Consider the following 24,104-nt stretch of genomic DNA (forward strand, 5'->3'; position numbering starts at 1 on the left):
TATGGATTTTAAAATTGGTAATACGAAATTAGATTTCAATAAACTTTATCCATTTCATTTTCTTCTTGATAGAAGTCTATCAATATTATCAGTCGGGAAAAGCTTCGAAAAGTTATTTCCTGACTGTAAATTTGAAAAGTTAGATAAAGTCTTAAAACTTGTTCGTCCTTGGAGCATCGAGTTTGGCTATGAGGAGGTACAAACCCAGTTACAAAAGGTATTTGTTTTCCAGAATCAAGAAAGAGATATTGTCTTAAGAGGACAGATTATCATTCTTGAGGAAGATAAAAATATACTTTTTTTGGGTTCACCATGGATGAAAAGTACTGATGAACTAGTCACCCATAAACTTTCACTTACCGATTTTGCTTTAAATGACCCAACTCCTGATGCCGTTCAACTATTAAAAATGAATGAAATCAACTTACTGGAATTGAGAGAGTTAACTACCAAACTGAAGCAGCAAAAAAGTATCGTTGAAGAAAAAGAGATATTATATAGAGGTCTGGTAGAAAATGCTTCGGAAATCATTGTTAGAACCAATAAGGAAGGTAAGCTACTTTATGTCAACCCATCTGCCGAAAGTATTACAGGGTATACTGAATTTGAACTTCTAGGTAAAACATTTTTTGATTTTATCACTCCTGATATGTACGAACAGATCTCTGAACAGTTCTTACAGCAAACGCTCCAAAAGAAAGATAAAGATGTTTATGAATTTAGTATTACAAATAAAAATGGAAAAATAATATGGTTGTACCAAACGGTAATATCTATCAAAGGAGAAAATGATGAAATCATTGGCTATACTTCCGTAGGGATAGATATTTCTTTAAGAAAAGAGATGGAGGAAACACTAGAAAGAGCGAGGGAAAAAGCAATTGAATCTTCTAGAGTTAAGGAGCGATTTATTGCCAATACATCACATGAGTTGAGAACACCAATGAATGCTATTATTGGTCTATCCAACCTATTAACAAAAACACCATTATTACCTAAGCAATCTGAATTTATCAATGCCATTAAAACATCAGCCGAAAACCTTTTGGTTGTAATTAATGATGTATTGGATATCTCAAAAATTGAATCTGAAAAATTAGAAATAGAAAGTATTGAATTTGATTTGACGGATAGAATCAAATCATTTGTAAAATCATTAGAGATCCGAGCAACAGAAAAAAATATTCTATTAAATCATACAATGGATGAAGATATTCATCCAACTCTAAAAGGAGATCCCTACAGGCTTAATCAGGTCTTGACGAATTTAGTCAGTAATGCCATCAAATTTACAACTGAAGGAGAAGTAAAAATTGAGGTTTTAATCGATAAAGAAAAGAGTAATGAAGAAATTCAGAATATCATTTTTAAAGTGATTGACACAGGTGAGGGGATTCCTAAGGAGAAACATCATAAAATATTTGAGGGCTTCTCTCAGGCAGATGTCTCTGTAACGAGAAAATTTGGAGGAACCGGTTTAGGCCTAACAATTAGTCGAAGCCTTATTGAATTGATGGGTGGTGAAATATCGCTAGAAAGTGAAGTAGGCGAAGGATCTACATTTATTGTTTCTATTCCATTCGAAAAATGTGAATCAATTACTACTGAAGAAAAACCATTATTGAATTCAGAAGATATTGACTGGAGTGATTTTGATGTACTTTTAGTAGAAGATAATCAGTTCAATCAATTATTAGCGGAGAATATTCTTTTACAATGGAAGCTAAATATTGATATCGCTGATAATGGAAAAATTGCGATAGAAAAGCTTAAAAAGAAGAATTATGATGTCATTTTGATGGATATTCAAATGCCAGAAATGGATGGTATAGAAACAACCCAATATATACGAAATAAACTTCAGATAGGTACACCAATTATTGCGTTAACCGCTAATGCAATGAAAAGTGATCTAGACTCATACAGGGAAAAGGGAATGGAGGCCTGTGTAACCAAACCTTTCCAACAAGACGATCTTCAAAGAGAACTTAGTAAGATCTTTGATCAGAAGGAAATTATCGATGAACATGGTGTAGATCATTCGAAATGGTCTGGTAAAAATATCTTGTTGGTAGAAGACAATCAATATAATCAACTTCTTGTAGTGAATATCCTTAACCGTTGGGGATTGAATGTTGATACTGCCGATGATGGAGATGAGGCAATATCCTTTATCCAAAGAAAAGAATATGATCTTATTCTAATGGATATTCAGATGCCAAAAATGGATGGGGTAGAAGCGTCTAAGAAAATTAGAAAATCATTTACCCAAGATGTTCCTATTATTGCCTTTTCTGCCAATCTAACTCCTGAGTACGAGAAAGAATTCTTAGAAGTAGGAATGAATGGTTGTATTCCAAAGCCATTTAAAGTAGGGCAACTTAAGAAAGTGATCCATGATGTTTTCTACTTTGAACCCAATGAAACTAAACCTGAATTACACCGACCTGAAGATAGTTGGAGAGGGAAGAAAGTCTTGGTCGTTGAAGACAATATGTTTAACCAACTATTAGTTGTCAATATCCTTGAAGGTTGGGGAATGGAAATCAAAACCGCTGAAAATGGGCAGAAGGCAGTAGACTTAGTGAAAGAAAACGATTTTGATATCATTCTTATGGATATCCAAATGCCTGTAATGGACGGAGTAGAGGCGACCAAGATAATCAGAGGAGACTTGCATAAAAATTTACCAATAATTGCGTTAACAGCGAATAGTTCCCGTTCTGAACAAAACCTATATATGAAAACAGGTATGGATGCGTGTGTTTCTAAACCGTTTGATCTAGAAGATTTCGAAAAGACCATTAAAGGTTTCTTACAGGAAACGAATGACAAGGCCCATGAAAATAAAAATCAGGTACAAGAAAAGGACTGGGAAGGTATTAGAGTTCTTATCGTAGAGGATAATTCTTTTAATCTATTATTATTGAAAGGAATTTTAGAAGGTTGGAAGATGAACATAATGGAAGCAGAGAATGGACAAGTAGCTGTTGATCTCTGTAAAAAACATCAATTTGATATTATATTAATGGATATTCAAATGCCAGTGATGGATGGAGTAGATGCTACGAAAATAATGAGGGATGAACTTAATATTGATGTTCCAATTATTGCAATCACAGCCAACTCAGAAAAAGAGCTAGTTAAAAAATATTTGAAGGTGGGTATGAACGCCTGTATTCCTAAACCATATGGTCAGGAACAACTTCAAAAATCAATCATGAAATATTTATAAAAGAAAAGAGAGTGAAGCTATTGTAATGCTTCACTCTCTTTTAGTTAAGTGGTTAAATGCTGATTCTTTTTACCCCAGAAGTACCATAATACTCCAAATCCAATTCCTAAAATTCCAAGCGTATGATATACATGATAACCGTAATGTGTTAATGTAGTAATAAACCAAAATATATCACTGATTACAGGTGTAAAGAATGATACAATGGCAACCCATAAACCTTCCATTCGATAAGCTTTGTGCACAAAAAATAAGTGATAAGCTAATGCTAGAAATGGAAATACGCCTATTATAAAATTTAGAAAGTAATCCTTAAAATCTTTCATAATAACAGCCATTTCGTTTATAAATTATTTATACATAAATATACGAAATTGACTGATAAAGTTTGAGTTAAAACATTCTAATCAATGTTAATACTTCCTCATAGTGAGATGTTTAAGGTTTCTTTCTTTTAACACCTCGAACCGCTTCTTCAGTCCAAGGGTTATCAGGCCATGAATGTTTAGGATATCTACGTTTCAAGTCTTTCTTCACTTCAAAATATGCATTGTTCCAAAAGCTATTTAGGTCAGCAGTGATCTGTACGGGTTTAAATCCAGGGCTTAGTAAATGCATAAGCACTTTATTTTTTCCATGATTTACGCTCGGTGTATTTTCTAAACCAAAACATTCCTGCAAGCGGACAGCTAGTATTGCTGGCTCTCCATTGTTCTGATATTTTATCTTAATATTTGACCCACTAGGCACTTCTATTCGTTGCGGAGCCAATACATCTAACTTTTCTTGTAACTCCCAATCTAAAGAATGGTGCAAGATATCTTTTAACTTCAATTTCTTAAGGTCAGATGGTTTTTTCACCTGATCAAGGTAAGGCAGTAGCCAATCTTTACATGTAAGTAAAAGTGTTTCGGTAGATACATCAGGCCATTTGTCTTGTGGGTTCCACTTTTTTAATGACATGATTCTAGCCTGCCATTGTTCTACTTCTTCATCAAAGTTTAAGAGTTGTTTTCCTTCTTTTTTGATGGCATTCAGAATTGCTTCCTCTAACAAATCTGGATCTGGATCATTAAGAGGAACACTCCTTAAAACAATATTGCCAATACGAAGGTCTTTTGTAGCGATTAACCCACCATCATCAGAGTCCCATGTAACTATTTCTTTTTCCTTAACCATTGGAGCCAAATCTTTGGGATCTAATGTTGAAGCCATAAAGATTTTCCCCATACCGTCTCGAGCATCGATATGAGCGACAGCCAGCCATTGTTCATAGGCAAGATCATCTTTATGTCCCACCATTGCAATTTTACCATTAGCCAATTGGAATTGAGCATTATTACCAGGTTTTGAACAAGCAATTCTCTCGGGGTAGGCATGAGCTAATAGAATACCTGTCTCGTAATCATCTACAGAAGAATTATCATCCTTGATATCAAACATTTTTCTATACTGATTGGCAATTTTTTCGATCTGATTAAACCTTCTATTCTTTTGCCCTTCTTTACGGAACCTTCTAAGTCCTTCTATTCTTAAGTTAATGTCTACACCTGCTTCTCTGCCTAATGGATCTCTTTCTTCAACAATTGCTGCAAGATCTGTTGCTAAAGGAAGAAGATCGTTTTCTTCAGCAAACAATAACATGTGGGCAATACGAGGATGACAAGGTAATCGATGTATATTTTTACCATGGTCTGTAATTTGGTTATCTTCAATTGCATCAAGTTGCTCTAAGGTTTCTCTAGCTTGGTATACATGACCTTGTGGTGGAGGGGTTACCCATGATAACTCAGAATGATTGATAATACCCCATTGTGCCATATCTAATACTAATGAAGACAAATCAGCTTGTTCGATCTCGGGAATACGTTGTTCATCTAAACGCTCATTGGTGGCTTTACTCCATAAACGGTAACATGTTCCTGGACCCAAACGTCCTGCTCTACCTGCTCTTTGATCAGCTGCATCTTTAGAAATTTGTACTGTAGTTAATCTAGATAAACCGGAGTTGGGATCAAACTGTTGAGTACGACCGAACCCCGTATCAATAACAACTGTTACACCTTGAATTGTTAAACTAGTTTCAGCAATTGATGTGGCTAATACTACTTTCCTTTTACCTTCTTTGTTAGGCATTATTGCAGCTTGCTGCATTCTATGGGGAAGCTGCCCATAAAGAGGGTGTACTGCAAAATCTCTTAGTTGTGTTCTAAGAATACCTTCACACTTCTTTATTTCACCTTGTCCAGGTAAAAAGCATAAAATATCACCCTCATGTTTTTTTGAGGCATCGATAGCTGCTTTTGCTGTCATTTCTGGGATCAAGAAGCGATCAATATCTCCAATATATTGCAAATCCACTGGATACATTCTTCCCTTACTTTCCAGAATTGGGGCGTTATCAAGCATAGAAGATAGTTGTGGCATGTCTAATGTTGCAGACATAACAAGTATCTTCAGGTCATCTCGGAGTACCTGCTGAGTTTCCCTACAAAGTGCCATAGCCACATCAGCATGTAAACTTCTTTCATGAAACTCATCAAAGATAACCATAGCAACGTCTTCTAAAGCATTGTCTTGATGGATCATTCTAGTAAGAATTCCCTCAGTCAAAACTTCAATCCTTGTATTCTTAGAAACCTTAGTATCAAACCTAACACGATAACCTACGGTATCACCTACTTTTTCACCTAAAAGATCAGCCATACGGTTAGCAATTGTTTTTGCTGCTAATCGTCGAGGCTCGAGCAAATAGATTTTTTTACCTTCAAGAAAAGGTTGATCAAGAAATAATAAGGGGACAAGTGTACTTTTCCCGGCACCCGGAGGAGCCTTGAGTATCATTGTCGAATGCTCTGTACAGGTAGAAATAATTTCTTCTGCTATTTCCTTTACAGGAAGATCTATTTTAGATATATCTAATGCCACTTGATCTAAGTATTGGTGAAAAAACAGACAAAGGTACAAACCTCTTTAAAATCACCCAAAATAGGGATTCTAAATGCTTTTGAATTCTGTATTTTTGTAATAAGAAATTACCTGAAGATGAAAGAGCTAAATATACTAATTGTAGATGACCATATACTATTTTGTACCGGGATTGAACAATTATTAAAAAATTTATTATCCGCAGAAGTTACTGTTTGCTTTAACCCAATTGATGCTTTAGACTTGAATTTATCTAGTTTTGATATCGCTTTGGTGGATTTAGATATGCCCGAAATGAAGGGTTTTGAGTTTATTCAAAGAGCGAGAGAGCAATCCATGAATACTAAATATGTGATTGTTTCTATGCATAGTAAACCATCGATTGTTAGAAAAGTAATTAAACAAAAAATTGACGGTTATATCTTAAAAGATGATGAAATGAATACCTTTAAAGAGGGTATTAAATCTATCTTGAATGGGAACCAATATTTTACACCTAGATTGCAAAACATCATCAATGTTGCTCAACCTCATTCCTCTAAAATATCTCCAAGAGAAGAAGAAATTATCAAATTAATTGCTGATGGATTAAGCATGAAAGAAATCTCTGAAGTGTTGCATATCAGTCATGAAACAGTAAAGACTCATACAAAGAATGTTAGGTCTAAATTAAACTTAGATTCCAGAACTGACTTAATAAAATATGCAATTGAAAATTTGTTAGTATAATTTGTGTATATTGTGTTAACTAACATATTTTCTACACAATTAAGATGAATTTTAAAGTATTAATTGCCTATTTACTTATTACTTTCTCTTGTTATTCGACTACACTTGCACAACTTATCGTTGCGCCTGAAATGTCTGGTCAAGACATCATAAATCAATTTGATTTTATTGATATTAATTTAGAAAAAAATCAATTTTCTGAGGTGATCAATAATGACCAAATTCAATGGCAATCCTTATCAGAAATCAAAGCAAGTTGGGGCCCTGGCTCTTCCTCTAAATTATTAAGACTTAAGTTTAAAAATACTCAAGAAGAGCCTTACAAACTTGTTATCAATTATGTGCTGATCCCTAAAATAAAAGCATGGGTTTTTAACGAAGATACTACCTATTCCTATCAACTTGGATCAGAAAGTTCTTATTTCAATAAAGGCTCTGTTTATGCTGCATCAGGTTATGTTTTAGACTTACCAAAACATGATTCTGAAGTATTTATATTTTTTCAAAATGAAGGTCACCCTGTCAATACCGGTATATATTTGTTTAAGGAGTCTTCTTTAAAGAAAACAATTCATGATAAAACCATACTAACAAATATTTTTAGGGCAGTTTATTTACTGTTTGTGCTCGTATCAATACTCACTTTTATTGTGATAAAAGAGAAAATATACCTCTACTACTTTATTCTTTACCTAGGGGCTATGTTACCGCTCGAAGCGGATTCAGGTCTGATATTATTAATCACAAAAAATGAGATTTTCACATATGTGATACGAATTGTAGGAAATGCATTTTTTGTATGTTTCTCTTTATTATTTTATTCCAAGTTCGTTAAACTATATGGCAAACATTTACGATTTATCAAGAAGACAATCTTAGGATTTGTTATTGTTAATTCTATGATATTCTTATCGTTTATACTATTTAGTATTGATAATTATCTAGTAAATACAATATCAACCTATTTAAGTATTCTAATGTCATCTGCAAGTATCATTTTATCATTATTGATGATAGGAAGGTTTGCTTATAGAGGAACAAGGTTGGCAAAGTCATTATTTATTGCTCAGTTTATCAACTTCCTTCTTGGGTTTATGCTCTTTACAATACCATCGTTAGGTTTTAAAGATAGAGAGTTTATGACGATGTGGCTGACTTATTTCTTAAATGCTTTACAGGCGTTTATCTTCTTAATTTTTATGGTAATAGAGTTTGTCAATTCTGAAAAGGAGAAAAAGAAACTGAAGCTTTCAATTTTAGACATAAAAGATAAAAGCAACCACGCAATTATTGAAGGGGAACAAAAAGAAAGGCAAAGAATAAGTCAACGTTTAACGAAGGATATTACAACGAATTTACATGAGATATCCGATGCATATGACATCACAGAATCTAAAGATTTACTGCAGAATACTATAGATGAAGTACGAACGCTTAGTCATCATCTACTGTTACCCTCTTTTGAGGAAGATGAATTTGAAGACGTAATCTTAGATCTGTTTTCAAAATACAACAATACTACTTTAAAGTGCTTCTACCATATACGAGGTTGGGAGAATGTGAAAATCAGTACACAACAACATATTTACAGGATTGTGCAAGAGGTATTAAATGTTTTAGAGTTGAACAAATTAAAAGGTAAACTCTATGTTCAATTTGTTGAAGTAGGACAGAAAGGTGTGATTTCTATAGAATGGAGTAGTGAGCATGAAAATTCAAAAGAACAATTCACTGAGATGGTCCATAATATTAAAATGAGAATATTTGCTATAGGGGCGAAATATGAGGACCAAAAGCAAGCCGGTGATTATTATTGTAGAATTTTTGATATAGAATTAAGTGATGAGGACTCTGTAATTAAAAGATAAAATTATATTTGTAGATAAATTATTACTCTTCCGCATTTTAACTACTCGTTTCTTCTTTACTGTGTTATTTATATGATTAACTTAAGGATATATATTTTCTTTTTACTACTTCCTACCTCCTTTGTAACGAAGGCTGCTGGTATCTCATTTTCTTTTTATTCATTGAATAATCAGGAAGAGTTATCACTAATGGAAGTTGAGGAACAGAATAATATATGGACTGAAGAAGAACCCTACTTAATGCATGATGGCGGAAATATCACAAGATGGTATAAGGTTGAGATTTCTTCAAAATCCAATAGTATTTATTACCTAACTGTAGAAGTTCCTATATTCAACACATTGCAGATTTATGAAAAATCAAACCTAGAGAAAGGATTTAAAAATTATAATTGCAGTATAGGAGTGACGGATGGTATAGAGATTGACCAAGAATTTGGAGTTCCTATTCAATTTAAAGAGGGTGAACAAAAAGTCTTTTATTTTAAAATACAATCTTACAGTACTTTTTTGTCGAGTAAAATAGATTTTGTAACACCCAACACTTATCAAGATAATTTAGAAAATAAGTTTCTTTTTAAACAGACATCTAGAGTAATCATTTGTGGTTTATTATTTCTAGCCGCTTTATTAGGTGTAATTTCAAGCCTTCGAATTTATCTCTATAATCTCATTGGAATTTTTGGGGCTATTATTTTTGCAGAGTCAGAAATTGGTTATTTCTTAACGTTTTTATCTGGAGAGAATGAGATCTTTATTTATGATATTAGAATTATAGGTAATGGTCTTTTTGTCATCTTTAGTACTGTCTTTAATTACAAGATTATCTTCTCAGAAAACCAACCAATTCCGAAGGATCTAAAAATAATCATAGCACTTCAAGTTGCATTAACGATTATCGTATTGATTGTGCAACATTTTGTATTGGTAGAGAATGTTACCTTAAGGCTTTTGGTTCAGATGTCGATTTCTTTAGCGTTATTGAACTTTATCCTAAATATCAGATACATTTATATAGGTTGTAGACAAAAGATCCCAGCAGCGAAAATTGCATTCTTTTGTTATGTATCAACAGTACTATTATTGACCTTCTTTGTATCCATGCCACATCTAGGTATTCTTCCACATTTTCTAGCAATAGATTATGTCTATTATATGATTCTTACGTTTGATACGGGTACTTTTTTCTTACTTCTTCTTCAGTTTGTTTATTCAAAATATAGACAAAAATCAATACTTGAATTAGAAGAACAACAACTTTTACAACAGTATTCAAAAGCTATTATTAAAGGTAAAGAGAAGGAGAGAATCCGTATTGGTAGAGAATTGCATGACTTTGTAGGTGGAAACCTTTCTTTAATTAATAAAGCACAAAATTTATCTCAAGAAGAGATTAAAGAAATTCTAAAAATGACAGCTACAGAAGTAGAAGAATTGTCACAGGGTCTTATGAAAGAAGAAATGATTGATAAGGTTACTTTCGAAACTCTATTCTTTAATCTTGTGGAAAGGTTTCATACAGAGAAAATGCACTGTTTCGTTCAATTTGAAGGAGAGGACTTTGATAGTATTCCTCCAGTTTTTATCAACCAATTGTATAGAATTTCTCAAGAACTTCTATCTAATGCCAAAAAGCATAGTATGGCGAGTTTATTAATTATCGTCTTCAAAATAGATACCCGAAAAAATAAACTATCGATTCATTATAACGACAATGGTATAGGACTACCTGTGGAAAAAAGTAAGACAAAAGGCATGGGTATGATGAATATTACAAATAGAGTAAAAGAAATCGGAGGTTATCTCACTATTACATCCAATACAGGAGGAACAAATATTATTATTTCTGAAATTTCTCTTTAAAATTCTAAATCAGTATTTGTTGTGCAGAGGATATGCATTAAATTAAATCTTGAAGCCAAGATGATATAAAATGCCTATAAATAAAAATGCACAAATCCGTTATAATACTTTAGACCGTTGTTTTAGTAACTCCGGTAAAAGGTATTTTTTGGAAGATTTGATTGAAGAGTGCAATAAAGCTTTGAGTGAGTTAGATCCAAATTCTTCTGGTATCCGCAAAAGACAGATTTATGATGATATCCGTTTTATGGAAAGTGAAGCAGGGTATAAGGTTGATTTGCTAAAGGAGAAATACGGACGAAAAACCTATTATCGATATAAAAACCCTAAGTTTTCTATATCAAATCAACCAATAAATGAAAAAGAAGCCAATCAGCTGAGAAGTGCTTTAACCGTACTTAGTAGGTTCGAAGGGTTACCACAATTTGAGTGGGTGAAAGAATTGAAGACAAAATTAGAATCAACATTTGTCTTAGAGTCTGATGTAGAGATCATTGGTTTTGATAGTAATATTGATCTGGTAGGACTCGAATACCTTGCCGAATTATTTGATGCTATCTATTATAAAAAAGTAATAGACATAAAATATAAACCGTTTAGTGATGGAGAAATTATTGACTTTACAATTCACCCATACTACCTGAAGCAGTACAATAATAGATGGTTCCTCTTAGGACAAGACGAACGTTTTTCGACAATAACTAATATTGCCCTGGATAGGATTGAAGCGGTAACATTGATTGAGAAGAATTATGTTGAGAACATAAATATTGATTTCAATGAGTTTTTTGAAGACATCATTGGTGTAACAAGAAATGATGCCCCCTCAATACTGATCGAGTTTTTTGTTGAAAAAGAAAGGGCTGATTATGTAAAAACCAAGCCTTTACATGGTACCCAAAAGCTAAAACAGGAGGATGAAAGAGGCTCAACATTTTCTATTGACGTAATCCCTAATAAAGAATTGGAAACTCAAATATTTTCTTTTGGTGACGCTTTGACTGTGCTATCTCCTGCATCATTTCGAGAGAAAATGAAAGAAAGGATTGAAAGACTATTTAGAGCTTACAAGTAAAATATCCTACCTTCATTTATTAGATAGGATATTTTACGTATTACAGTTTGTATTATGAAGCAGTATGTAATAGATTCCCTTTGAGTCGTTTGTTAGTAGCATCATTACCAATAAATATATTGAATAATGCTTTTGGAAACGCCTTGTCTTGCACATCCATAACTTTTTGGGAGTTTTTGTAAATAATTACTCTATTTTCTCCCAAAAACGTTAATCTGTAGTGGTCTTCCAATAGATTTTTATCTTCAAATAATTGAATGAATTCTTCAATATACCCATGGTAATCATCGGTATTCCCTCTATTGGCTCCATCAAATGCTTTCTCAAAGAAGTTAACTGATTCCACAAAATTACTAGGTAATGCTACATCAGCATTTTTTACGTTACTAATTAGTGTCGTGATTTCACCTTTCTTCAGTAAGTCTTTATTTTCTTCATGCAAGTTTTTGATCTCATCAATCGTTTTTTGAGATTGAAATTGTGTGGTTGTGACAACGAGTTCAAAAATTTTTGTATCCTCAGAATAGATGATTTTTACAGGGTCATCACTTTTCTCTTTTACATAAAGGCCACAAGCGAATAACTTATGTACACCTTGAATATAACTACCCTCTCCATTTAGTATAAATTTATCATTTTCAATTGTTACTTGATCTGGAAAATCAATATTGAAAAGTAAGTTCACTTTATAGGAAGTTTGTGCGAAAGAATTGGTTAAAATAATTGCCCCTAAAAAAGTGAGTACAAAAAATCGACGTATCATAAAAGTTAAGTACTTATTTAGAATATTAAATCTGGATAATTCATTTTTTTCGTGTTGCAAATTACATGAAACCGATTAGATAAATTTGATGATGATCGTCACTTAAATATGTTTATGTATAAACAATAATAAAAACTAATACCTCTTAATGATTATTATTACACATTGTACTATTGCGATGTTCCTTATTCTTTTGTGATATTAAATTTTAATGACTCATCGCTATATGAACGGTATAATTAAATTAGTATTAGACACTATAGAGAGAGAAGGTAAGGCTACTTTTTCTTATGAATTTCTTGTTTCATCATTTAAATCACAATTTATCGAAGAAGGATTAGAGCTCTCTATTTTAGAATTCAACAAATGGTTGGTACAAAGTAGAGAAGAATTTGGTGTTATATATGAGAGTGATATCAATAACGAATATTATACTTTTAGAAGAATATAAAGATAGAAAAGACTCATTTAACCTCAATGGATAAAGAGTGTGTGTTGTTATTTAAATTATTGAAAAAATAGTGATTTTTATCGTTTTTTATTGATAACATAAATATGATATACTTTGTAATACTATATTTCTATTGATTTTCAACTTCACAATCCATATTTACAAAAATTACTATGGCTGTATAGTTATCATATAATGCATAAAAGCAGTTTAGTAATTAGCCTTCTAAATTTATTAATGATTGAACCATTCAAAAGCATCTAACTCATCAGTAAAATATTTCGTTTGTAACGGTCCGGGTATACTCTCTAGTTCTAGAAACTCATTATTCAAAATCTCACTGTGTTTACTTTGAGATGTAATCCATGCCAATTTGTGCGTACCAGCTTGTCTCATAGATGATGCAATTTTAGTATTGAACCAACCTAAGTTATTTTGAACAACCGATAGGCTATCATTAGTGTTGCAGACCAAGACAAATTTAGGTTTAAGTTTTTCCATAAGCATCAATTGATGCTGTGTTTCAGAAAGATAGTCTTTTTCTTGAGTTTCATTATTTATAGAAAAGTATATACGCATTAGCCTCTTCATCTGATCCCAGTGTAAAGAGTAGCATTTTCCTGACGTTAAGCACATGGGTTATTTATAGGTTATTATTCATTGAGCCATTCTAAGGCTTCTTCTTCTGTAGTAAAGTGTTTGATTTTAAATGGAGCTTGGTCATTAGCGTCATCCATCACTTGATCGAAAGATACTTGAGCGAAAAAATCTTCAGAAACAATCCAAGCCATCTTCTCTAAAGGAATGATATTAAGGACTTTCACAAATCTTTCATTAATCCAATCCTGAGTAGCAGGTAAGACGTTGTAATACGCTTCTTTAGTATCTACTAACATTTTTTCAGGAGCATATAATTGATTTATATCAATCTGTCTCACTACTTCTTGTCTGTAAACTTCTTCCTCCATGTCAATTGGAGTAAACCAAGTAGTCTTTAAAACCTTCTCGTCTTTATTCCATTCAACTTTATGAAAATCTGTAGTGTAGATAACTTCGTAGCTCATGCTTTTTATAAAATTTAAAATCTGAAGTGATAAAAGTATTAATAACTAGAATGAAGAAAAAATAATTTTACCGGAAATAAAAGTTTTATAGAAATAGTGAAAATAATTGTACCAATTTGAAAATTAAACTATTTCTAGTTTGGTCTAAATAAGGAAGCTTTTGACCCTTTGAAGGAAATCATGCTTTAAAAACAACGCGTATAAGTAAATGTAACAAATCAAAAACAGATTACCAATTAGAAATAAAAGATGTTTTTGAAACTATAATAACCCAGAATAACTACTATCACAGGCACAACGATGTTGTGCCGAAGATTTTGAATAAGAATAATAATGATGTTTTGATAATTGATAATGATAACTATACTACTGGAGTAATACCCCTAGATTCTAGCGATTTACTTAAAGATGTTTTGTACTCCACCCTTAGCGGGGTGGAGTATTTTATTTTACGAAAAACTTTAATGAAGTCCTGAAAAAAATATTTCAAAAATGAAATAAGTTGAAAACTAGAACTTTATACTAAAACCTTAAATTTCAATATGATTTGATAGGGTTTTTATGTTAAGAGGAATAGAATTTGATAGAAGCAAAATATTAGAAGAGTACAATTAAAACTACCCCTATGGGTAGTTTTTTTTATGCCCTAATGCAGTATGTTTGTTCTAACAAAATGATGACATAATCATACCAACTCCTTTTCATAAGAAATATTTACACCTTATTAGGTTCTGTGATTCTTTACCCATTTTCACAAAAGAACCTGATAAGGTGTTTCTGTATATAGACTTATTTCAAGATTAACTTAGATAAACGAAGAATTATTCACTTTTTATTTACTGAAAATACTAGTTAGATATTTTGAGTTCACCTTTTTTATCAATAGTTTCACAATACAGAATATATATTTTAAAGCATTATCTCAAACTGATAAATAATTAAATTAGCATAATCCAATTACCATTATTATAACTATGATGACAATTTCCCAGAATAGCTCAAATGCGATTTTGAGTGTTCATGCAAACAACGTTCAATTAAAACTTGAAGGATTTATCTCCCAAACTTTTATAGCTGATGCAATGATTAAAGCCGCTAATGTGATGAAAAATAATAATATCAATACGATTATTATTAATACTGAAGATTTATCATGTCCTTTATCTATACCAGATAAATACCAATTAATCTCAATGCTTAAAACATTTGGTTTTGAGAGATGTAATGAAATTTTCACAGTATGTGGACTAGATCAAGAAGAAAGAGATTTAGTTGAAACTATGGCACTTAATCGTGGTTGGAAACTCACAGCCTTACAATCACAAAATGAATTAATAAACTTAGTTTAATTCTGTTCAGCTTTTTTTATTTGAGATATTCCCCGTTTTTTAAATTTTACCTTAACAATTAATCGTTCTAACTAAAAACCTTTTTGTTTGATAGAGAAATATCAGTTAACTTCTTAATTCATTATAAAACCTTTTTCTCTTGAACAAACAATATGGAACTTAAAAACACACTGACTCTACTTCGAATACCGTTCTCATTCTATTTAATGCCAATCTATTTTTTTGCATTAAGTCAAACGATGGTCGTAAATTGGGAGTATGCCATTAGTGTGTTTTTTATTCTTCATTTACTGATATATCCAGCAAGTAATGGTTACAATAGCTATGAAGACAAAGATACGGAGAGTATAGGTGGTTTAGAGAAACCTCCAGAATCTACTCCACTCTTATTTAAAATCACTTTATTAATGGATTTTATTGGCTTAGCCTGGAGTTATATTCTCAATATTGAGTTTGGTATATTAGTTACTACTTATGTTTTAATGTCAAGAATGTATAGCAGTAGAAAAATACGACTCAAAAAATATCCTTTTCTTGGCTTTCTCACTGTATTTATCTTTCAAGGGTTTTGGACCTTTTGGATGGTCTATTGTGGAGTAGATGGCACAAATATCTCATTCTTTAAAACAGATCTTCCATTTGCTGCAATAGCATCTTCGCTAATGGTCGGAGGAGCTTATCCATTATCTCAAATATATCAACATAAACAGGATAAAGAGAGTGGTGATGTTACCATCAGTATGTTACTTGGAATTAAAGGGACATTTATTTTTTCAATGATATTATTCTCCATTGCAGGAGGTATCCTATTTTATTATTTCAACACTCTTTTTCATGGTTCTTTTTTAGTCTTTGCAGGATGCCTATTGCCAGTACTTTTATGGTTCAACATATGGATGTTTAAAACTTGGTCAAATCCTGAAGAAGCAAGTTTCAGAAACCTAATGAGAATGAATAATATTTCTGGCTTCTGTATGAACACCTGCTATATAATTCTACTTATTCAAAACCATACTGAACTGTTACAGTTATAAAGAAAACGCAAAATTAATCACATGACTTACATTCATTCTATTGGGATAGCTAGACCCCAAAATAGATATCCTCAAGAAGACCTATTATCTTTTATGATGTCTGCAATTCCTAAAGATAAAGTGAGAGAACAAAGGTTATTAAAAATGATCTCTCATAAATCAGGAATTCAAGAACGATATAGTGTTTTAGATAACCTATATGATTTTTTTGACGGGGAGACTCCAACATTAGAAGACAGACTTGAAAAATTTAATAAAAGTGCAGTTCCATTGGCTGTGGAAGCTGTGAAAAATTGTATTCCAGAAGATCAATTAAAAGAAATTACACATTTAGTGACGATATCATGTACGGGAATTTCAGCTCCAGGTATTGATATCGACCTTATTAAAGCATTATCACTTTCCTCAAAAACGACCCGAACAACTGTAAATTTTATGGGTTGTTATGCAGCTTTACATGGATTAAGAATCGCTGATCAAATATGTCATACAAATAAAAACGCCAAAGTACTGCTTGTAGATGTAGAGTTATGTTCATTACACTATCAGAACAGATATGAAGAAGATCATTTAATGGCTAATACTCTTTTCGGAGATGGAGCAGCTGCATTATTTATAAGTAATTCTACTACAGAGAAATCACTATTTAAAATTGACAAGTTTGCATCTCGATTAGCCATCAATGCTTATGACGAAATGGCTTGGACGGTTTCTAGATCTGGTTTTCAGATGAGGTTGAGCAATTATGTTCCAGATATTATAGAAAAAGATATTCAGAACTTAATTACTGATGTTATTCAGGAAGAGGAGGTAGATCAAGAAAAATTAACTTGGGCATTCCATCCTGGAGGAGTGAGAATTTTACAAAGTATTGCTAGGGCCATTAATGTTGATAAAGAAGAGTTTAATCACTCTTATGAAGTTCTTACTGAAAATGGAAATATGTCTTCTGTAACCATATTACATGTTTTAGATAAGTTGACGAATAAAAACTGTAAAGAAAAGATTTTTGCTGCAGGTTTTGGTCCGGGTTTAACTATGGAAGCAATGCTACTAACAAAAATTTCCGCATGATCGATTTATCAGTAAGAAGTAACCAACTTGAGTTATTGGATCAACCCGATATACCGACTCCTGATTTGTATCAAAATCTAAAAGAGTTACATACCATAAATACCTTATTAGGTGGTTATCAGGTGATGTTGAAAGGTGTGGAGTATTTTCTTCAAAAATACCCTCAAAAAGAAGTGACAATACTAGATATAGGATCTGGAGGAGGTGATACACTAAAAGTAATTCATCAACAATTTGGTAAAAAATTTAAGCTAAAGTTGATAGGAGTTGACCTTAAAGGCGATTGTATTAATTACTCAAGAGAAAACTGTAAAGATTTACCTATCGAATTTATTGAATCAGATTACAGAGATTTATTAAAACAGGAAAACGATTTTGATATTATTGTAAGCAGTCTATTCTGTCATCATTTAAAAGAAAACGACTTGGTTTCACTTTTTCAATGGATGAGAAATAATGCGAAAATGGGAGGTGTTGTAAATGATCTGCACAGGCATCATTTAGCATATTACAGCATTAAATGGATTACTCAAGTAGCATCATCCTCTTATCTAGTTAAAAATGATGCTTGCCTCTCTGTAGCAAGAAGTTTTCGAAAAGAAGATTGGAAAAAGATTTTTCAACAATCAAATATTAAAGCTTTTAGAATGAAATGGATGTGGGCATTTCGTTGGTTGATCACTTTTGATACTAAAGAAAATGTATGATGTCATTATAATCGGAGGAGGTCTTGGTGGTTTAACCTTAAGTATTCAATTGGCAAAATCTGGTTGGAATACGTTGCTCATCGAACAAAAAAAATATCCCTTTCATCGAGTATGTGGTGAATACATCAGTGATGAGGCTTGGGGCTTTTTAAATCGATTGGGAATAGATCATGTTGACTTAAAGTTACCCCAAATTAATAAGTTAAAAGTTAGTGCTGTTGATGGAACTACGCTTGAGGCTGCTCTAACAGTTGGAGGTAAAGGCATTTCTCGATATTTATTGGACCATCAATTATACCAAATCGCTATTGATAGTGGGGTGACAGTACATACTTCTGAAAAAGTGACAGACCTTTCAAAAGAAAACAATAGTTGGTTTATTAAAACAAATAAATCAGATTATCTGTCTAGAGTTGTGATTGGTGCATTTGGTAAACGGTCTTTATTAGACAAGCTTTTACAACGTGATTATATCAAAAAAGCTCCTTTGAATTACAGGCTCAAGAATTTTATCGGAGTGAAATATCATTTAAGAGGTGAATTTCCTGATGATGTTATTGAACTGCATAATTTTCGAGGAGGGTATTGTGGAATCTCTAAAGTAGAAGAAGATAAAATATGTATGTGTTTTCTTTCTAGAGGAAGTAATCTAAAGGAAGTACATACGCTCGATGAAATTGAAAAAAAGTATTTATCTCAGAACCCCTTTTTAAAAAAATACCTCCAATACGAACGTTTATGGGATAAACCACTAAGTATTGCTCAAGTTGATTTTTCTAATAAAAAATTGATAGAAAATGAAATACCAATGTTGGGGGATGCAGCAGGTTTAATTGCTCCATTATGTGGTAACGGGATGAGTATGGCGATGCAGGCTTCTGTGATTCTTCACAAAGAGTTAGACAATTATTTACATCAACATATCTCATGGAATAATTTGAAGTACAATTATACAACACAATGGAAGGATACATTTCACCACCGTTTAAAAACAGGAAGGTTTATTCAACGATTATTTGGAGATAATATGACGACCAATATCCTACTAAGAAGCTTAAAATTTAGCCCTTTTATTACTGAAAAAATTATACGTTCTACCCATGGTAATCCTTTCTAATTGTAGAATTTACTGTTGAAATAGTATTCTCATCTGATATTTATGATTTGCTGAACTAACTTTTTATCAATAAGGTTACTAAGATGTGAGTCAACAATAAAAATATTAATAAGTAATACGATTTTATTATAGTAAGTTTTTCAATCAGCAAAAGGGATTATAAGATAAAATTTGGGTTAGAAAAGTAGATGATGATGTTATCTACTTTTTTTGTGCCCAATTAATTTTTATCGACTATAATTTCTAAATAGGGGAGTTTATTTTGTAAATCCATCAAATCATCTTGAGATACTTTGCTGTTGCTGATATGAAGGTACTCGAGTCCTTCAATACAAGACAATGAAGAAGAAAGTTGACCAATAATCTCGGTAGATTCAAAGAAGAGTTCTTTTAATCCCAGCAGTTTATAAAAGGGGACAGTAGATAAATTAATGGACGAATTTATAATTTGAAGTGAAGACAGTTCAATAAAATTTCCTAGTTTTTTTTCAGAGTGACAAAGACTTGTATTACTAATAATCAGTCGCCCAATTCCAGTAAATTCGTACAACTTATTATTGATACACTTCTGTTCTTCTAAACTTTGGATTCCAGAAATGGCATTTAATGAATCATTGATGGCTTCATTTAATGAAAGATTTAATCCAGGGTATATACCAAGGCCAATTCTTTCAAAGGCAGTATACTTACTAAAAAATAAAGATTTATAGCTTTTGTAAGCTAGCTTTTGAGCTTCTTTAGTAATAGGATTCCCTGAAGCAATAATTACTGTATTTTTTAATGTTTTAGCCTTTTTGGGTAAAGATTTGATATCGTTACCATTGATAAACAATACTTTAAGATCCATTTGTAGCAACACTTCAGGTAGAGAAGTAAATTGATTGTAAGAGATATCAATACATTCTAGATTGGGAAATGTACTTACTTCTTTTGGTAACGTATTAAGTGCTCTATTAGAAAGATCTAAAACCCTTACTTTAAATGGTTTTTTGATTGCACTAGAAAGATCATGAAAAACTTCATCTTCTTTTAAAGCTTCCAAATCAAAGTATAAGTTTTTATTTGCTCTATTGGTTTGAGCATTATTGAGAAAAGGAGTTAGTAATAGAGAGAATAGTAGTATAAATTTATTGAGTTGCATGTAGTTAAAAAAGCAATGATTGAAATCTATTTCATATCGAATATACGAATATAAAATTATTGAATACTAAACACTTAAATACAACGAGTCGTTTCAGTTCATTATTATGTCGTTTCAGTAAATAGTATTTCCGTTTCAATCTTTTTTATTGATTAATCATTCATTAATTCCCGTTAGTATTGATGTAAGTAAAACACAAACAGTAATTCATCTAAATTTACTAATAGGTTATTAAAATAGACGATTTAATGTACTAATCATAAGTACAACAAAACAGATTTAGTATTCGTACAGGAAAAACTTTTCGGAAAGGCATTCGATATTCGGATGTCTTTTTTGTTTATCTATTATTTTAATTTTAGCTGATAAAAGTCTATAAAATTTTATGATAACATTGTAAAGTAGAGATTAATTTAGTTCGTACTTTTGCCCGATCCTTTTATTGTAAAAGTGTTATTGATATCCACTTAAAGATTTAAACTTGAAAAAATATTTACTATTTATTGGTTTACTGTTTATTGTTTTCAGCTGTTCAAAAAAAAGTTATTATCAGTCCCCAAAGCAATCAACAAAAGATAACTGTTTTTCGGTCTACTCTAATGATGAGCTCAAAATATCTATAGATTATGATGTATTAGAGGATACTTTTATGACCAATCGATTTTCAAAGAGTAGCTTAATCTTAGCTGAAATTTATGGTGTATCAGAAGATATTAAAGCGTATAAACGTTTGGATGAGAAAATAAAAGCAGGCAACATGAATGATAGAATACTTTTGCATAAAAGTTACTATCAAAATGAAATTGATAAGAGATTACAATTGGCCTCTTTTGAAAATGATGGATTGTTGAGTAGTATCCATTGTGAACAATTAAGATTAGCAAGGATCTTAAATGATCTAACAGCATTAAATAATAAAAAGCAAACTCGCCTATCCAATGCTGCCATTATCGTAGGTACTTTATCAACGGTATTAGTTGCAGGTATCTTGATTTCGAAAGATGAAGGGTTAAACGATAGTGATGCCAAAGATTGGATTGGTATTGCAGGTGCCGTTGCTGGTACCTATTTAGCCGTTAAATCATCGAGACAAGATGCTACTGTTGAAGTGGATCATCACAAAAATATTATTCGTTCTGTATATGCCAAGACTAATCAGCAAAAGCTATTCTCTTCAACCATATGGTATATGTTGACAGATGAAAATATTGTAGATGGGAATGGAAGAACTGGGATCGAAATAATTAAAGACAATTGGAAGCCTTTTGAAGAACAGTTTACTGAAGAAGAAAAAATGGAACGCTTGAGAGTCTTATTATTACCATCAGGAATTTATAATCAAGAATTATTGAGACTGAGAATTGATATGCTGGGTGAGATTGAGAATGGTGTAGAAGCCATGAATAAGGCTCTTTCTAAATTAAATAGAGAACTATAAATGTTATTTTTTATGACGTTATTCAATATAGATTAGAAATCCTGTATAAAGTGGGGAAGAGGATGTGTGTGATTCGAAGAAATTTTTTTATTTTCGCATGTTTTAAAAATTTATCAAAATAACCAAGAAAAAGAAGGCAATGAGTTTTCAACTATCTTTTCCAAAAGACGCTTTATTTGTAGGGCATAAAAACCCAGATACAGACTGTACTTGTTCTGCTATTGCAGCTGCAAATTTATGGGGAGGTACACCAATCGTTCAAGGTGAAATCAACCCTGAAACAACATTTGTATTAGAGCAATTTGGTGTAGAAGTACCTGCTTTTGAAGATAATTTTTCAGGAAAGAATGTAGTTGTTGTTGATCATAACCAAACTACTCAATCTGCTGCTTCTGTTGTTGAGGCAAATATCTTATCAATCATCGATCACCACGCGGTTCAAGATAATTTCTTCTTCCAAAAAGGGCCAATCCATATTGATATGCGTACAGTAGCTTCTTGTTGTACAATTATCGCTGATTACTACGAAGAAATGAACGTAGAAATCACAAAGCAGATGGCCGGTGTGATGTTAGGAGGTATTCTTTCTGATACTTTAGGTTTAACAGTACCACATACTACTGATATTGATAGAGAAATTGCTGCAAAGTTAGCTAAAATCGCTGGTGTGGAAAACGTTGAGGATTTTGCACAACAAATGTTGATCGCCAAGTCTGATTTATCAAAATATACTGCAGCTGAAATCTTAAACTTAGATTACAAAGATTTTATCTTCGGTGATATTAAAATTGGTTTTGGTGTTTGTGAAAGCTTACTAATTGACAAAGTAATTGCAAAACATGATGAGATTTCTGCTGCAATGCAAGAAAATAAGAAGAATGGTTACAATGCCATTTTCTTTGCATACGTAGACCTTACTACAAACAATTCTGTAATTATCGGTGCAGACGATGCAGACTTTAAAGTTTTAGAGGAGGCATACGGTGTAACTAAAGGTGATTTAGGTGTTGCTTTAGCAGGAAAAATTTCTCGTAAGAATGATTTTATTCCTCCAGTATCTGCTTTTTATAACAAATAGTAGTTATTGAAGTAAAAATATTATTAGGTTTTACCTATACGGAGAAGGTTGGTCTTTCATTAGATCAACCTTTTTTATTAGAATGAACCTCTTCTTTTCATAATAAAAGGAACCTTCACTTTCTCTAAGTGCTTATCTATTATCTGTAGTGCTGCAATTTTACCCATATCCTTAAAGGATGCAGAAATGATCGTAATACCCCCATCGATAATTTCTTTTAAGGGAGAATCATTGTACGAAATTATTCCAATCTCTTGGCCTAATTTATAATTATTGGCTCTACTATCTTTTACAATATTTGCAAGATCTTCATCATCTGTAACAATATAGAGGGAATCTTTTTCTATGGTATTACTTTCAAAGGTGGTAGTAACTGTATAAGGGAGATTAAAATGAATACAGAACCTAACAAATCCAGACCAAATATCTTTTAAAGATCTCGAACTATCCTTAGCAATCACTAAATGTAATTTTGAGAAGGGAAGGATGTTCTTAATGTTTTGTTGAAGAATATTGAAGATATCTTCTGCAAAGTCTTCATAAACACTAGGTAACTCTTCAGTAAGATTGTTTTCAGCTCTACCCAATAATAATAATTGGTGCTTTGGAATGATTTTTAATGCTTGATCTACATCATAGTCAGATACTTGATTAAAGATTGGAATGATCCCAAAATAATGATAGTTGTTTTTCTGTTCAGCTAATATCTTTTTTAGTCGATGAAGACTACCATTATGCATTAGAATATCTGTTTCTAAGTGATTTTCGGAAGTTTTCACAAAGGCTTCGTACATCTTCTTTTTGGAGTTACTCATTTTATTGAAAATCAATAAAACTTTTACTTTACCCATGGAAGAACTACTCATCACAAAGGTGCCTTTTCCTCTTACACTAATTACAAAGTGTTCATCTTTTAGAATCTTGTAAGCTTTTTCAATCGTATCCTTCGACACATCTAAACTAATAATCAGCTCATTAAATGAAGGCATACGATCATCAGCCTTCAAAATCCCCATCTTAATTAGTGATTTGAAAGTATTACTTAGTTGAACATACTTTGGTATATTTTGTTTACTCTCCTCTTGAAAAGTGGTATATAGCTGATCGTTAAAGTCTATCATAGATGGTGGTAGGAAAACCTATTTAGAATCATATGGAAATTTAAAATCCCATTGATTTTCGTTGATGAT

At 32.0% G+C, this 24,104-nt stretch carries 20 protein-coding genes; 13 read left to right on the forward strand and 7 right to left on the reverse strand.

The window, feature by feature from the left end:
* Position 1 precedes the first annotated feature (1 nt).
* Complete coding sequence (locus HGP29_RS20535) at positions 2 to 3,235, forward strand: response regulator (RefSeq protein ID WP_168884314.1); 3,234 nt, start codon at positions 2 to 4, stop codon at positions 3,233 to 3,235.
* Between the two features lie 44 nt (positions 3,236 to 3,279).
* On the opposite strand, the gene HGP29_RS20540 is transcribed toward HGP29_RS20535, so the two are convergent.
* Positions 3,280 to 3,573, reverse strand: coding sequence for a hypothetical protein (locus HGP29_RS20540; RefSeq protein WP_168884315.1), 294 nt, complete (start codon positions 3,571 to 3,573; stop codon positions 3,280 to 3,282).
* A 100-nt stretch (positions 3,574 to 3,673) separates the two neighbouring features.
* Positions 3,674 to 6,163: an ATP-dependent helicase HrpB gene (gene hrpB, locus HGP29_RS20545; protein ID WP_168884316.1), complete on the reverse strand. Its 2,490-nt coding sequence runs from the start codon at positions 6,161 to 6,163 to the stop codon at positions 3,674 to 3,676.
* Between the two features lie 117 nt (positions 6,164 to 6,280).
* Here hrpB and HGP29_RS20550 point away from each other — a divergent pair, with 117 nt between their 5' ends.
* From HGP29_RS20550 to HGP29_RS20565, 4 genes are all read left to right on the forward strand, one after another.
* A complete protein-coding gene (locus HGP29_RS20550) occupies positions 6,281 to 6,892 on the forward strand; it encodes a response regulator transcription factor (protein ID WP_168884317.1) in 612 nt (203 codons plus the stop codon).
* Between the two features lie 44 nt (positions 6,893 to 6,936).
* A complete protein-coding gene (locus HGP29_RS20555) occupies positions 6,937 to 8,760 on the forward strand; it encodes a 7TM diverse intracellular signaling domain-containing protein (protein WP_168884318.1) in 1,824 nt (607 codons plus the stop codon).
* A gap of 72 nt (positions 8,761 to 8,832) precedes the next feature.
* Entirely contained in the window at positions 8,833 to 10,623 is a 1,791-nt protein-coding gene (locus tag HGP29_RS20560; protein ID WP_168884319.1) for a sensor histidine kinase, read from the forward strand.
* Between the two features lie 70 nt (positions 10,624 to 10,693).
* Positions 10,694 to 11,698: a helix-turn-helix transcriptional regulator gene (locus HGP29_RS20565; protein ID WP_168884320.1), complete on the forward strand. Its 1,005-nt coding sequence runs from the start codon at positions 10,694 to 10,696 to the stop codon at positions 11,696 to 11,698.
* A 52-nt stretch (positions 11,699 to 11,750) separates the two neighbouring features.
* On the opposite strand, the gene HGP29_RS20570 is transcribed toward HGP29_RS20565, so the two are convergent.
* The gene (locus HGP29_RS20570) at positions 11,751 to 12,461 is read right to left on the reverse strand and encodes a chalcone isomerase family protein (protein ID WP_168884321.1); all 711 of its coding nucleotides are present in this window, start codon (positions 12,459 to 12,461) and stop codon (positions 11,751 to 11,753) included.
* Positions 12,462 to 12,687: 226 nt separating this feature from the next.
* Here HGP29_RS20570 and HGP29_RS20575 point away from each other — a divergent pair, with 226 nt between their 5' ends.
* Positions 12,688 to 12,912, forward strand: a complete 225-nt coding sequence (locus HGP29_RS20575) for a hypothetical protein (protein ID WP_168884322.1) — start codon at positions 12,688 to 12,690, stop codon at positions 12,910 to 12,912.
* 234 nt (positions 12,913 to 13,146) lie between these two features.
* Here the strand turns inward: HGP29_RS20575 and HGP29_RS20580 are convergent, their stop codons facing one another.
* The gene (locus tag HGP29_RS20580) at positions 13,147 to 13,491 is read right to left on the reverse strand and encodes a hypothetical protein (protein ID WP_211093354.1); all 345 of its coding nucleotides are present in this window, start codon (positions 13,489 to 13,491) and stop codon (positions 13,147 to 13,149) included.
* A gap of 74 nt (positions 13,492 to 13,565) precedes the next feature.
* Complete coding sequence (locus HGP29_RS20585; RefSeq protein ID WP_168884324.1) at positions 13,566 to 13,976, reverse strand: hypothetical protein; 411 nt, start codon at positions 13,974 to 13,976, stop codon at positions 13,566 to 13,568.
* 974 nt (positions 13,977 to 14,950) lie between these two features.
* On the opposite strand from HGP29_RS20585, the gene HGP29_RS20590 reads away from it, so the two are divergent.
* The 5 genes from HGP29_RS20590 (at position 14,951) to HGP29_RS20610 (ending at position 19,257) form a co-directional block, all read left to right on the forward strand.
* Positions 14,951 to 15,325, forward strand: a complete 375-nt coding sequence (locus HGP29_RS20590) for a hypothetical protein (protein WP_168884325.1) — start codon at positions 14,951 to 14,953, stop codon at positions 15,323 to 15,325.
* A 152-nt stretch (positions 15,326 to 15,477) separates the two neighbouring features.
* Entirely contained in the window at positions 15,478 to 16,359 is an 882-nt protein-coding gene (locus tag HGP29_RS20595; RefSeq protein ID WP_168884326.1) for a UbiA family prenyltransferase, read from the forward strand.
* 21 nt (positions 16,360 to 16,380) lie between these two features.
* On the forward strand, positions 16,381 to 17,433 hold the full coding sequence (locus HGP29_RS20600) for a type III polyketide synthase (RefSeq protein ID WP_168884327.1): 1,053 nt from the start codon (positions 16,381 to 16,383) through the stop codon (positions 17,431 to 17,433).
* Complete coding sequence (locus tag HGP29_RS20605; RefSeq protein WP_168884328.1) at positions 17,430 to 18,140, forward strand: methyltransferase domain-containing protein; 711 nt, start codon at positions 17,430 to 17,432, stop codon at positions 18,138 to 18,140. Before HGP29_RS20600 ends, HGP29_RS20605 begins: the two co-directional genes overlap by 4 nt.
* A complete protein-coding gene (locus HGP29_RS20610) occupies positions 18,133 to 19,257 on the forward strand; it encodes an NAD(P)/FAD-dependent oxidoreductase (protein WP_168884329.1) in 1,125 nt (374 codons plus the stop codon). The genes HGP29_RS20605 and HGP29_RS20610 overlap by 8 nt, the downstream gene beginning before the upstream one ends.
* A gap of 220 nt (positions 19,258 to 19,477) precedes the next feature.
* On the opposite strand, the gene HGP29_RS20615 is transcribed toward HGP29_RS20610, so the two are convergent.
* Positions 19,478 to 20,398, reverse strand: coding sequence for a leucine-rich repeat domain-containing protein (locus HGP29_RS20615; RefSeq protein ID WP_168884330.1), 921 nt, complete (start codon positions 20,396 to 20,398; stop codon positions 19,478 to 19,480).
* A gap of 481 nt (positions 20,399 to 20,879) precedes the next feature.
* Here HGP29_RS20615 and HGP29_RS20620 point away from each other — a divergent pair, with 481 nt between their 5' ends.
* Together HGP29_RS20620 and HGP29_RS20625 are read left to right on the forward strand one after the other, a co-directional pair.
* Entirely contained in the window at positions 20,880 to 21,836 is a 957-nt protein-coding gene (locus HGP29_RS20620; protein ID WP_168884331.1) for a hypothetical protein, read from the forward strand.
* Between the two features lie 139 nt (positions 21,837 to 21,975).
* Positions 21,976 to 22,914, forward strand: a complete 939-nt coding sequence (locus tag HGP29_RS20625; RefSeq protein WP_168884332.1) for a manganese-dependent inorganic pyrophosphatase — start codon at positions 21,976 to 21,978, stop codon at positions 22,912 to 22,914.
* Between the two features lie 77 nt (positions 22,915 to 22,991).
* Here HGP29_RS20625 and HGP29_RS20630 read toward each other — a convergent pair whose 3' ends face one another.
* Complete coding sequence (locus tag HGP29_RS20630; RefSeq protein ID WP_211093355.1) at positions 22,992 to 24,035, reverse strand: winged helix-turn-helix domain-containing protein; 1,044 nt, start codon at positions 24,033 to 24,035, stop codon at positions 22,992 to 22,994.
* Positions 24,036 to 24,104: the final 69 nt, after the last annotated feature.

This window comes from Flammeovirga agarivorans (genome assembly GCF_012641475.1).
GTDB lineage: Bacteria > Bacteroidota > Bacteroidia > Cytophagales > Flammeovirgaceae > Flammeovirga > Flammeovirga agarivorans.

Bases quoted from the DNA above. Each gene is read 5' to 3' on its own strand.
- HGP29_RS20535 (WP_168884314.1), top strand. From the start codon at position 2: ATGGATTTTAAAATTGGTAATACGAAATTAGATTTCAATAAACTTTAT.
- HGP29_RS20540 (WP_168884315.1), bottom strand. From the start codon at position 3,573: ATGGCTGTTATTATGAAAGATTTTAAGGATTACTTTCTAAATTTTATA.
- HGP29_RS20550 (WP_168884317.1), top strand. From the start codon at position 6,281: ATGAAAGAGCTAAATATACTAATTGTAGATGACCATATACTATTTTGT.
- HGP29_RS20555 (WP_168884318.1), top strand. From the start codon at position 6,937: ATGAATTTTAAAGTATTAATTGCCTATTTACTTATTACTTTCTCTTGT.
- HGP29_RS20560 (WP_168884319.1), top strand. From the start codon at position 8,833: ATGATTAACTTAAGGATATATATTTTCTTTTTACTACTTCCTACCTCC.
- HGP29_RS20565 (WP_168884320.1), top strand. From the start codon at position 10,694: ATGCCTATAAATAAAAATGCACAAATCCGTTATAATACTTTAGACCGT.
- HGP29_RS20570 (WP_168884321.1), bottom strand. From the start codon at position 12,461: ATGATACGTCGATTTTTTGTACTCACTTTTTTAGGGGCAATTATTTTA.
- HGP29_RS20575 (WP_168884322.1), top strand. From the start codon at position 12,688: ATGAACGGTATAATTAAATTAGTATTAGACACTATAGAGAGAGAAGGT.
- HGP29_RS20580 (WP_211093354.1), bottom strand. From the start codon at position 13,491: ATGCGTATATACTTTTCTATAAATAATGAAACTCAAGAAAAAGACTAT.
- HGP29_RS20585 (WP_168884324.1), bottom strand. From the start codon at position 13,976: ATGAGCTACGAAGTTATCTACACTACAGATTTTCATAAAGTTGAATGG.
- HGP29_RS20590 (WP_168884325.1), top strand. From the start codon at position 14,951: ATGATGACAATTTCCCAGAATAGCTCAAATGCGATTTTGAGTGTTCAT.
- HGP29_RS20595 (WP_168884326.1), top strand. From the start codon at position 15,478: ATGGAACTTAAAAACACACTGACTCTACTTCGAATACCGTTCTCATTC.
- HGP29_RS20600 (WP_168884327.1), top strand. From the start codon at position 16,381: ATGACTTACATTCATTCTATTGGGATAGCTAGACCCCAAAATAGATAT.
- HGP29_RS20605 (WP_168884328.1), top strand. From the start codon at position 17,430: ATGATCGATTTATCAGTAAGAAGTAACCAACTTGAGTTATTGGATCAA.
- HGP29_RS20610 (WP_168884329.1), top strand. From the start codon at position 18,133: ATGTATGATGTCATTATAATCGGAGGAGGTCTTGGTGGTTTAACCTTA.
- HGP29_RS20615 (WP_168884330.1), bottom strand. From the start codon at position 20,398: ATGCAACTCAATAAATTTATACTACTATTCTCTCTATTACTAACTCCT.
- HGP29_RS20625 (WP_168884332.1), top strand. From the start codon at position 21,976: ATGAGTTTTCAACTATCTTTTCCAAAAGACGCTTTATTTGTAGGGCAT.
- HGP29_RS20630 (WP_211093355.1), bottom strand. From the start codon at position 24,035: ATGATAGACTTTAACGATCAGCTATATACCACTTTTCAAGAGGAGAGT.